The organism is Streptomyces sp. NPDC054841 (assembly GCF_053611045.1).
Genome location: NZ_JBSGZO010000310.1, coordinates 1 through 10446, shown reverse-complemented (window position 1 = coordinate 10446; position 10446 = coordinate 1). Strand labels below are relative to the sequence as shown.

The following is a 10446-nucleotide window of genomic DNA, read 5'->3' as shown; positions in this document are numbered from 1 at the left end:
CGCCTCTACCGCGAGCTGCGCGTCGACCGCATCTGGGAAGGCACCTCCGAAATCCAGCGCCTGATCATCGCCAACGAACTCATCAAGCGCGGCACTCGGGCACTCGCGCTGCCCGCCTCCTGATCACTCCCCCACCCGCCCACCACGACCCCGAGGACCGACATGGACTTCCGTCTCACCGCCCGTCACGAGGAGCTCAAGGACTCCGCCCGTGGGCTCACCGAGTTCATCATGAAGTACGAGCTCGACTGCGAGGAGAACAACGGCCTGCCGCCGCAGGCCCACGCGGACGTCCGCGACGCCGTGCTGGCGAGCGGACTCCAGGCCGTCAACATGCCGAAGGACTGGGGTGGCGCCGGACTGACGATCCTGGAACAGGCCGTCGTCCAGGAGGAGCTGGGGCGGCTGACGGGCGCCCTGTGGGACATGGTCTGGCGCCCGGCGAACGCGCTGCGTTTCTGCACCCCCGAGCAGCGCGAGCGCTACCTCGTCCCGGTCATCCGGGGCCGGCGTCGCGACTGCTACGCGGTCACCGAGCCCGAGGCCGGGTCCGACCCGCAGAGCATCAGGACGACCGCGACGCGCACCGCGGACGGGTGGGTGCTGAACGGCGAGAAGTGGTTCGTCACGGTCGGGGATCACGCCGATTTCATGATCGTGCTGGCCGCGGCCGGTGAGGATCGCGCGCCGACCCTGTTCCTCGTGGACAAGGACACCCCGGGAATCGAGATGACCCGGGTGCCGCGCTTCATGCACACCTTCGTCTACGAGCACCCCGAATTCACGTTCACGGACGTCCGTGTCCCGGAGGACGCGGTGCTCGGCGGTATCGGGAACGGCTACGACATCACGCGCTCCTGGTTCACCGAGGAGCGTCTGATGATCGCGGCGCGCACGGGCGGAGCCGCCGAGCGAGCGCTGGAACTGGCTCGCGACTGGGCCGTCGAGCGCCGCCAGTTCGGCTCGCCCATCGCCGACTTCCAGCTCGTCCAGGGCATGCTCGCCGACTGCGCCGTCGACATCGCCGTCAACCGCGCCTACACCCACCAGGTCGCCTGGGAGGTGGACGCGGGACTGTCCGACCGCAAGACCCTCCACGCCAAGGCGGCCATCGCCAAGTTGTCGGCGAGCGAGGCGTCCGGGCGGGTCATCGACCGGTGCGTGCAGATCTTCGGCGGCCGCGGCTACGACCGCTCCTACCCCGTCGAACGCCTCTACCGCGAGCTGCGCGTCGACCGCATCTGGGAAGGCACCTCCGAAATCCAGCGCCTGATCATCGCCAACGAACTCATCAAGCGCGGCACGGACGTCCTGCAGATGCCGTCCGCCGGCTAGGGAGAGCCGGGTTCCGGGTCCTGGTGTACGCCGCCGGGACCCGGACCCGCCTCCGCCGCGCGGCCCCGGACAGCCGGACGGCTCACCTCCTGTGGGCCTCGGCCGGCACGCACTCATCAGCCACGACCGGCCCGCCCGGGCCGCCGAGCAACGTACGGAGTACCGATGACGGATGTCGAGCGGATCGGGGTCGTGGGCTGCGGCCTGATGGGATCCGGTATCGCCGAGGTGTGTGCCCGGGCAGGTCTGGACGTGGTGGTGGTCGAGGCCGGCGAAAGTGCCGCGGTGGCGGGCCGGCGCCGCATCATGGCGTCGCTGGACCGTGCGGCGGCCGCAGGGAAGTTGACCTCCGAGGAACGGGACGCCGCACTGGGGCGGATCACGCTGACCTCGGACATCGACGGCATGGCCGACCGTGATCTGGTGGTGGAGGCCGTGGCCGAACACGAGCGGGCGAAGCTGGAGGTCTTCGAGCGGCTCGACAGAACCGTGGCGGGCCGCGACGCGATCCTCGCGACCAATACGTCGTCGATCCCGGTCATTCGCCTGGCGGCGGCCACCTCGCGACCTGAGCAGGTGGTGGGACTGCACTTCTTCAACCCCGTACCGGTCCTTCCCCTGGTCGAACTGGTGCCGTCCCTGCTGACAGGTGAAGACACCACGGCGCGGGCAGAGGCGTTCGCGTCGGAGACGCTCGGCAAGCAGGTCGTGCGCGCCCGGGACCGGGCCGGCTTCGTCGTGAACGCGCTGCTGGTGCCGTACCTGCTGGCAGCGGTCCGGATGGTCGAGACCGGCGCGGCGTCGGTCGAGGACGTCGACAGAGGCATGGTCCTCGGCTGTGCGCATCCGCTCGGTCCGCTCGCGCTCACCGATCTCATCGGGCTGGACACCGTCCAGGCCATCGCGGAGTCGATGTACGAGGAGTTCCGAGAGCCGCTGTACGCCCCGCCACCACTGCTGGCACGCATGGTTGATGCGGGCCTTCTCGGCCGGAAGTCGGGCCGGGGCTTTCACACCCACCGATGAGCCGCCGCGTCGTACAGGCCCTGGGCTCCCGGCGTCCGGGCGGACCGGGCCCGGAGCCGGCAGAGATACGCGAAGATGGAACAGTGCGGAACGTGACGTCCCACGGACCGCGTCGGCACCTACCAGACCAGGGAGCACCCACGTGACCAAGGCCGAACGCACACGCGAGACGCGTGAGCGGATCCTCTCCGCCGCGTGCGAGGTGATCGCCGAGGTCGGCTTCGAGAGAATCCGTATGCGGATGGTCGCGGAGCACGCGGGCGTGTCCACCGCTCTGCTCCACTACCACTTCGAGACCCGCGAGAAGCTGTTCGCCGAGGCGATGACGTACTCCTTCGCGCAGACCGGCACGGAACTCGAACGGGACGCCGATTCGGTGTCCGCCGCGGTGATCCTGGCCCGCATCCTGCGGGCCCTGCTCCCCACGGACCCGGAGCTCCGGCAGGACTGGCGGCTGTGGCAGGAACTCTGGGTGCGCGCGCTGCGCGACGACACGGCGCGACACCTCGCCGTCGACCTGTACGAGCAACTGCACGAGTGGGTCGGCAATGCCCTGCAGAGGGGTGTCGACTCCGGGGAATTCGCCCAGTGCGACGTCGATGCGACGAGCACTCTACTGCTCGCGCTGTGCGACGGGTTCGGGATCCGTCTGATGCTGACGGACCCCAAGGTATCGCTGGATACAGCGCTGGACGCCATCTGGGGCACCGTTGCGGGAACCATCGGCGCGGCGCCGCAGTTCCCTGCGAACTGATGCGACGCGCGTCGGTGTGTCAATCGGTGTCGTCTCCCTTCTGGTGGGCCGCGGGCCCGGGCTGCGGCACGGCGGGTTCGGGCAGGGTGCAAAACAACAGCCAGCTCAGGACGGGCATCAGGACCAGTGGCGCCAGGGCGGTTTGCAGGGATGTCGCGTCGGCGACGCTGCCGATGAGCGGGCTCACCAGACCGCCGATGCTGACGGTCAGACCGAGTGTGATGCCACTGGCGGTGCCGACGCGGGAGGGCAGGTAGTCCTGCCCGAGCGTGACCTGAAGCGAGAACGGGACGTACAGGCCGACCGAGGTCAGCGCCACGAACAGATACAACGCCGGGCCCGGTGCGAAGGTCAGGCCCGCGACGGATCCGGCCGTGAGCAGGTACGACCAGCGCGCGACGGTGACCCGGTCCCGACGACTTGCCAGCGCGCCGCCGAGTACGGAGCCCACCGCGCCGCCGAGAAAGAGCACGAACAGCGCCGCGGTGCCGGCCGCCGCGCTGCCGTCCATGCGCTCGGTGGCGTACAGCGAGATGAAGGTGCTCAGGCCGATGAAGACGATCGACCGGCACACCACGGCCAGCGACAGCTTCACGAACGACGCCCGGTCGTCGGCCCCGGCCGCCACCGTCGTCCCCGTCCCGGAGGACTGACGCTGCTCCAGCGTCCGCAACACGGGCAGACACAGCACGGCGCCGACGAGCGCCGGCAGCACCAGGAGCGGCGTCAAGCGCAGACCGCCGAGGGAGACAACGGCGGCGACCATGAGCGGGGCCGCCGCGAAGCCGAGGTTTCCACCCAGCGAGAACCAGCCCATCGCGCTGTGGCTGCCCCGGCCGGCAAGCCGGGCCGCCCGGGCGGACTCGGGGTGATAGGCCGCCACGCCCACCCCGGACACCGCCACGAACGCGAGGGTCGGCGCGTACGAGCCGCTCACCCCGCTCAGCGCGATGCCCAGGCCGCCCAGCAGCGTGCTGACCGGCAGCAGCCAGGGCATCGCCCAGCGGTCGGTGAGTGCACCGAACACCGGTTGTGCCACCGACGACAGCAGTGAGGCGGCGAGCACGATGCCCGAGACGGCAGCATGGCTGTAGGCGCGCTCGGCGACGAAGATCGGCACCAGGGACGCCACGGCGCCCTGGTAGACGTCGACGCAGGCGTGCCCGACGGACAGCAGGGTGATCGATGCATTCCTTCGCACCCCGTCATGATCGGCACTGGGCGCCGTGTCGCACTTCCAATAAACTGCCGCACGATGACGGAAATCCGCCACGAGTCGGTCGCCCCGACCCGAACCCAGCGACTGGCGCCCGGCGCCGCGATAGACGCCCACCGGCACGACGACCACCAGATCGTCTACGCCGGCCGCGGAGTGCTGGCCGTCACCACCAGCGCAGGCTCCTGGGTCGCCCCGGGCACCCGAGCCATCTGGGTACCCGCCGGCACCGTGCATGCCCACCAGGCCCACGGCGAACTCCAGCTGCACCTGGTGGGTTTGCCCGCGACCGAGAACCCACTCGGCCTGGAGACGCCGACGGTACTCGCCGTGGGTCCACTGCTGCGCGAACTGATCGTCGCCTACACCCGCCCACCGGGCGACGACAGTCCCGAACGGGCCCGCCTGCGCGCGGTGCTGCTCGACCAGTTGCGGGCCTCGCCCCAGGAGCCCCTGCACCTGCCCGCACCCACCGCCCCACTGCTGCGAACGCTGTGCGACATCCTGCACGCCGATCCGGCGGACAGCCGCACCCTCGCCGAACTGGGCCGTGAGGTCGGGGCGAGCGACCGTACCCTGTCCCGGCTGTTCCGCAACGACCTCGGCATGACCTTCCCGCAGTGGCGCACCCAGTTGCGGCTCCACCACGCGCTGGTCCTCCTGGCCGAGAACACTCCGGTCACCGCGGTCGCGCACCTCTGCGGCTGGTCGTCCGCCAGCGCGTTCATCGATGCCTTCCGCCGCACCTTCGGCCACACACCGGGCACGCACCCGAGGTACTGAGCTGCGGACTCCTCAAGCAGGGTGGTGGTGCGTTCGCCCGAGCATCTCGCCGGGCTGGTCGAGCGGTGCGAGCGTAGGCCGTTCGTGGAGGCCGAGGTGCGGGCGGGGATGATTTCGCGGGTGCCGGAGCGGCATCCCAAGAGGATCGGTGTCGAGGACTTGGCCCGGGAGACCGGCCTGGCGCGGGCCCGGACCGAGCTCGGGGTGATGCGGAAGCATGCGGAGTCCGATGGGCTGCATCCGCGGGTCGGCGAGGCTGAGGTCCGCCCTGGTGAGGTTGAGTAGTGCACGCCCGCCAGGTAGGACGGCATGTGCGGCGGCCTCGGGAGAGCCCATGGAACCTGAACAACCGAAACCTCCGAACATTGCTGACCTGCATCACTTCCTGGACGGTCAGCTCGACCAGATCTCCGCACAGCTCCGGGGGCTGGCCCGGACCAGGGACCGGCTGCAGGCGCTGCTGGACGCGGTCATGGCAGTCAGCCGGGAGTTGGAGCTCCCGGTGGTGCTGGACCGGATCGTCACGGCCGCCATGGACCTGGTCCAGGCTCGCTATGGTGCGCTGGGCGTCCTCGATGAGCAGGGCGAGGGCCTGGCGCACTTCATCCCCGTGGGGCTGAGCGAGCAGGAACGGGCCGAGCTGAGCGGCGTCGAGTTCCCGCACGGACGGGGTCTGCTCGGGGCCCTGATCCGCCGCCCCGAACCGCTCCGGGTCGAGGAGATCACCGCCCACCCCCACTACGCAGGATTCCCGCCCGGTCACCCACCGATGCGCAGCCTGCTCGGGGTGGCGATCAGCGTCCGGGGCGAGGTCTACGGAGACCTTTACCTGGCCGACCGGCGTGACGGGGAGCCGTTCGACGCGTACGACGAGGACATCGTCGTTGCACTTGCCGGGGCGGCCGGAGTGGCCATCGAAAACGCGCGGCTGTTCGAACATGCGCGGGCAGGCAGTGAGCAGTTCCAGCGTCTGCTGCTGCCGGCTCTGTCCGACCTGCGACCGTATGAGGGCGCCGCCGTCTACCGGCCGGCGACCGCCCCCGCACAGGTCGGCGGTGACTGGTACGACGCCTTTCTGCTCCCGGACGGAGCGTGCGCCGCCGTCATCGGCGACGTGGGCGGCCACGACCTGAAAGCCGCGGCGGCCATGGCCCAGACCCGCAACATGCTGCGCGCCCTGCTCTACGACCGCCGCACCCCGCCCAGCGCAGTCCTCACACAGCTTGATCGCACTCTGCACGCCATCACCAACAACCCCGTCACCACCGCCTGCCTGGCCCGCATCGAACCCCGAGGCTCCGTCTGGACCCTGCACTGGAGCAGCGCAGGCCACCTTCCGCCCCTGCTCATCTCCCCCGGCCAACGACCGAAGTACCTGCATGCCGAACCCGGGATCCCCCTCGGGGTGGACGCCGACCAACCCCGCCCCGACCACACCCACCCACTCCCCGCCGGCTCCACCGTGGTCTTCTTCACCGACGGACTGATCGAACACCCCCAGCACCCCATCGACACCAGCCTCGACGCCCTCGCCCAAACCGCGGCCGCTCACGGCGACCTGTCCCTGAACGACTTCTGCCAGGCCCTTGTCGACCACAACCCCAGCGACGGCCACGACGACATGGCCATCCTCGCCGTGCGCACACCCCTGTCGACGTAGCCCCCCGCCGAACTGCTCGCGCTGGGATCGAAGGCTCTCGAGCGCTGGGCCGTGCCCGACATCCGAATCATTGCCTGGGCGGGCGGGGGTTATCCGGAGTGCCGGAACCTGCTGCGGTATTCCGTCGGGGTCGTGTTCAGTTTCCGGCGGAACGCTCGGATCAGGGTGTCGGGTGTGTTGAAGCCGCACGCCGACGCGACGCGTTCGAGGGTGTCGTCCGTGGATTCGAGCTGGTTCCGTGCCACTTCGACGCGGGCCGATTCGATGTAGGCGGCGGGGGTCATGCCGAGTTCCGTCTTGAAGATGCGGGTGAGCTGCCGTTCGCTGACGTGGGCGTGCTCGGCGAGACCGGTGACGGTGAGGTGGTCGGCCATGTGCTGCGTGATGTAGTGGCGGATGTCGTCCATGCGGCGGGTGGTCGAGACGGGTTCGATCGGGACGCTGAACTGGCTCTGTCCGCTGGGACGTTTCAGGTACATGACGAGCTGCCGGGCGACGCGCAGCGCGACGGCCTCGCCGAAGTCTTCGGCGACGAGGGCGAGTGACAGGTCGAGGCAGGCGGTGATGCCGGCTCCGGTCCACACGTTGTGGTCGTGGATGAAGATGGGGTCGGCGTCGACGTCGACCGCCGGGTGGTCGGCGGCGAGCTGCTGCGCGGTGGACCAGTGGGTGGTGGCGCGTTTGCCGTCGAGCAGCCCGGCGGCCGCCAGGATGTGCGCCCCCACGCACACGGACGCGACGCGCTTGGCCCTGCCTGCCAGCTCCTTCACCCAGTGGACCACGGTGGGGTCGGTGATGGCGTGGACGCGGCGGTTGCCGTCGACCTCGACCGAGCCGGGAACCATGAGGGTGTCGATGCTGCGCGTGGATGCTTCCTGGAAGGTGACATCGGGGAGGATGCGTACCCCGGCAGAGGTGGTGACGGGGTCCATGGTCTCGGCGGCCAGAACCACGTGGTAACCCTCTGCGTTGCCGGTCTCCCGTTGCAGCAGTGCGAACACTTCCGGGGGGCCGGTGACGTCGAGGAGGTCGACGCCGTCGAAGAGGAGCACGACGATGAACCGGCTGAGGCTGCTCAAGGGGTTTCCGTCCGGTCGGAGGCAGTGGCAGGACACCCAACCCGGTGTCTGGATCTGCAAGTTACATGACATTGCCGCCATGCGAGGTGGGTTCGTAGCGTGGGCGGTGCGCCATCACACGGTGGCCCTGACCTTTCGATACCAGACCCGAGAAGGTGCAACATGCCTACGACAACCCTGCGGGAACTCAACGGATTCGACCAGACACCGGCATCGCCGGCCGGTGCGACGCTGATCCTGGTCGACTACCAGAACACCTACACCCGCGGCGTGATGGAACTTCAGGGGTGGCAGCCCGCGCTCGACGCTGCCGCCGCGCTGCTGGCCCGGGCCAGGGAAGCGGATGCGAAGGTCATCCACGTCATCAACGACGGCGGCGAGGGCACCCCGTACGACATCCGTGCCAAGATCGGCCGGATCCACCCCGGCGTGGCGCCCATCGAGGGCGAGCAGGTCGTCGTGAAGACCACGCCCAACGCGTTCCACGAAACTAACTTGGGTGAGCTGGTGGATGGTGCCGGGAACAAGGACGTCATCATCGCCGGGTTCATGACGCACATGTGTGTCACGTTCACCGCGGAGGGTGCGTTCCTGCGCGGGAACCGTCCCACGGTCGTCGCCGATGCCTGTGCGACGCGGCCGTTGCCGTCGGTGGGCGGCGGCCTGACTGCCGATCAGATTCATCGTAGTGCGCTCGCGACGATCGCAGATCTGTACGGCGTGGTCGTTCCGTCGGCTGCTTCCCTGGGCTGATCCGCCCTCCTGCTCCCCTTCCCTCACCGGCACACGCCCCGGCCTGGCCGCTTCGGTGAGGCAGGCCGGGGCCCCGGGAAACGGAATCCGGCCGGTCAAGACCGGGACGGGGAGCCGTCGGTGACCATCGACGACGCCTCCTCATGGCCGAAGACGGCGAGGGGCCATCGGGAGCCGCCCGTCGGCTGGTTGTCCGTCGGGCCGGGCTGTGGGTCAGGCCGGCGAGCACTGCGCTCATGAGGAGCACCGGCTTCAGCCCACCGCCTTCTTGATGAGTGCACCGATGCGTTCCTCGTTGGCGGCGGTCAGCTCCGTCAGGGCGTAGGCGGTCGGCCACATGGTGCCTTCATCGAGGTCCGCCTGGTCGCTGAAGCCGAGCGTGGCGTACCGCGTCCTGAACTTCTGCGCGCCCTGGAAGAAGCAGACGACCTTGCCGTTCTTGGCATACGCGGGCATCCCGTACCAGAGCTTCGGCGAGAGGTCCGGCGCACCGGCTTTGACGATGTCATGGAGCCGCTCGGCGAGGACGCGGTCCGCTTCCGGCATCTCGGCGATCTTCGCGAGCACCTCGCTCTCCGCATCCGCCTTGGCTGCGCGCGGGCTGCGGCGCGCGGCCGTCCTCAGCTCCTGGGCGCGCTCCTTCATCGCGCCTCGTTCCTCGTCCGTGAATCCGTCGTGCTTCTCGTCGGCCGCGCCGGTGCTCTTGGCGGACGTCTGAGTGCCCTTCATGGCAGGTTTCCTCTCCTACAAGGCGTGACCGCGACTCTCATGCCGGGAATCGGCCGCGGCTGTGGCTTCTTCGGAACTGATCGGTTGTAGTCCGGGGGGAACAGCGACGGTGCCGAGGAGGAGGCCGACCACCTGACACCCCTGCAGTGACGGATCAGGGCGTGGGTGCCGGCGACACGGCCTCCCAGGCAAACCCGTCCGGGTCGGTGAAAGACCCGGCGCCGCTGCCCAGCACGAGCCGGTGGGATCCAGTGCCGTCGTCAGGGACGCCGACGTCCTTGGCGAGGACACGGCGCCCGTACAGCGCCAGCTTGACGGGACACGACGAACTGGCGAACTCGACGTACTTGCGGCCGAAGCTCTTCGCGACGGCGAGGCCACGGTCGATGTAGAACCGCTTGCTCGCGGCCACGTCCGTGGCTCCCAGCAGGAGCACGATGTCGTCGATCTGCCGGGTGGCCGGGCCGGTGTCCTTCTTCGCCGACGTGGCGACCTTCCAGATCGTTCCGTCCGGGGCTTGTACGACGCCGGCGTAGCCCCAGAACGACTTCGCGGCAGGCTTCAGCGGCGTGGCGCCGGCGTCGAGGGCGGCGCCGATGAAGCCGTTGACGGTGGCCGGCTGGGACACCGTGAGCGACAGCGCGAACCCACGGAAGCCGGTGGTGGGCGCCTCCGAGGGCCGCAGGCGCACCTGAGTGCCCAGACCGAAGGCGGTGTAGAAGCGGTTGGCGGCCGTGGGGTCGGCCACCTCGAGGGTGACGGATTCGATGGAGGTCATGTCCGTCACGCTAGGTGCGGCTCGGTCGCCGGTGCTTCTCGATTCCTGACCGGTCTGGTCACCTGTTCCGTCACGCACGACGGCATCCCCGCCGCAGCGCCCGCCGCGCCGCGCCGGTAGGTGATGGGCGGCATGCCGACCAGCTCGGTGAAGCGAGTGCTGAAGGTGCCCGGCGACGAGCAGCCGACCGCGAGACAGACCTCGGTGACGCTGAGGTCGCCACGGCCCAGCAGCACCGTCGCGCGCTCGATGCGCCGCGTCATCAGGTAGCCGTACGGCGACTCACCGTAGGCGAGCCGGAACTGGCGGCTCAGGTGGCCGGCCGACATGTTC

At 69.6% G+C, this 10446-nt stretch carries 13 protein-coding genes; 8 read left to right on the top strand and 5 right to left on the bottom strand.

All coding sequences use genetic code 11. From position 1 onward, the window contains the following. The 4 genes from ACWGI8_RS30800 to ACWGI8_RS30785 form a co-directional block, all read left to right on the top strand. Window positions 1-123 (top strand): acyl-CoA dehydrogenase family protein (locus ACWGI8_RS30800; RefSeq protein WP_453665869.1); only part of this gene is annotated, 123 nt, incomplete at its 5' end. 39 nt (window positions 124-162) lie between these two features. Beyond that, entirely contained in the window at window positions 163-1335 is a 1173-nt protein-coding gene (locus ACWGI8_RS30795; RefSeq protein WP_453665868.1) for an acyl-CoA dehydrogenase family protein, read from the top strand. Between the two features lie 165 nt (window positions 1336-1500). Next, a complete protein-coding gene (locus ACWGI8_RS30790) occupies window positions 1501-2361 on the top strand; it encodes a 3-hydroxybutyryl-CoA dehydrogenase (protein ID WP_453665867.1) in 861 nt (286 codons plus the stop codon). A gap of 142 nt (window positions 2362-2503) precedes the next feature. After that, window positions 2504-3115: a TetR/AcrR family transcriptional regulator gene (locus ACWGI8_RS30785; RefSeq protein WP_453665866.1), complete on the top strand. Its 612-nt coding sequence runs from the start codon at window positions 2504-2506 to the stop codon at window positions 3113-3115. 19 nt (window positions 3116-3134) lie between these two features. Here ACWGI8_RS30785 and ACWGI8_RS30780 read toward each other — a convergent pair whose 3' ends face one another. Continuing rightward, complete coding sequence (locus ACWGI8_RS30780; protein WP_453665864.1) at window positions 3135-4316, bottom strand: MFS transporter; 1182 nt, start codon at window positions 4314-4316, stop codon at window positions 3135-3137. Between the two features lie 54 nt (window positions 4317-4370). Here ACWGI8_RS30780 and ACWGI8_RS30775 point away from each other — a divergent pair, with 54 nt between their 5' ends. Genes ACWGI8_RS30775 through ACWGI8_RS30765 form a run of 3 tightly spaced genes read left to right on the top strand, consistent with a single transcriptional unit; the run spans window position 4371 to window position 6774 of the window. Beyond that, entirely contained in the window at window positions 4371-5114 is a 744-nt protein-coding gene (locus ACWGI8_RS30775; RefSeq protein WP_453665862.1) for an AraC family transcriptional regulator, read from the top strand. Between the two features lie 27 nt (window positions 5115-5141). Beyond that, on the top strand, window positions 5142-5399 hold the full coding sequence (locus ACWGI8_RS30770; RefSeq protein WP_453665860.1) for a hypothetical protein: 258 nt from the start codon (window positions 5142-5144) through the stop codon (window positions 5397-5399). 49 nt (window positions 5400-5448) lie between these two features. Then, window positions 5449-6774, top strand: a complete 1326-nt coding sequence (locus ACWGI8_RS30765; RefSeq protein WP_453665858.1) for a PP2C family protein-serine/threonine phosphatase — start codon at window positions 5449-5451, stop codon at window positions 6772-6774. Between the two features lie 89 nt (window positions 6775-6863). On the opposite strand, the gene ACWGI8_RS30760 is transcribed toward ACWGI8_RS30765, so the two are convergent. Beyond that, the gene (locus ACWGI8_RS30760) at window positions 6864-7853 is read right to left on the bottom strand and encodes a GlxA family transcriptional regulator (RefSeq protein WP_453665857.1); all 990 of its coding nucleotides are present in this window, start codon (window positions 7851-7853) and stop codon (window positions 6864-6866) included. Window positions 7854-8015: 162 nt separating this feature from the next. On the opposite strand from ACWGI8_RS30760, the gene ACWGI8_RS30755 reads away from it, so the two are divergent. Next, window positions 8016-8606: an isochorismatase family protein gene (locus ACWGI8_RS30755; protein WP_453665856.1), complete on the top strand. Its 591-nt coding sequence runs from the start codon at window positions 8016-8018 to the stop codon at window positions 8604-8606. Window positions 8607-8858: 252 nt separating this feature from the next. Here the strand turns inward: ACWGI8_RS30755 and ACWGI8_RS30750 are convergent, their stop codons facing one another. The 3 genes from ACWGI8_RS30750 to ACWGI8_RS30740 all read right to left on the bottom strand — a co-directional run. Next, the gene (locus ACWGI8_RS30750; RefSeq protein WP_453665854.1) at window positions 8859-9335 is read right to left on the bottom strand and encodes an iron chaperone; all 477 of its coding nucleotides are present in this window, start codon (window positions 9333-9335) and stop codon (window positions 8859-8861) included. A 154-nt stretch (window positions 9336-9489) separates the two neighbouring features. Next, a complete protein-coding gene (locus tag ACWGI8_RS30745; RefSeq protein WP_453665852.1) occupies window positions 9490-10113 on the bottom strand; it encodes a glyoxalase in 624 nt (207 codons plus the stop codon). Between the two features lie 5 nt (window positions 10114-10118). Beyond that, window positions 10119-10446: helix-turn-helix transcriptional regulator (locus tag ACWGI8_RS30740; RefSeq protein ID WP_453665850.1), on the bottom strand; the 328-nt coding region annotated here is incomplete at its 5' end.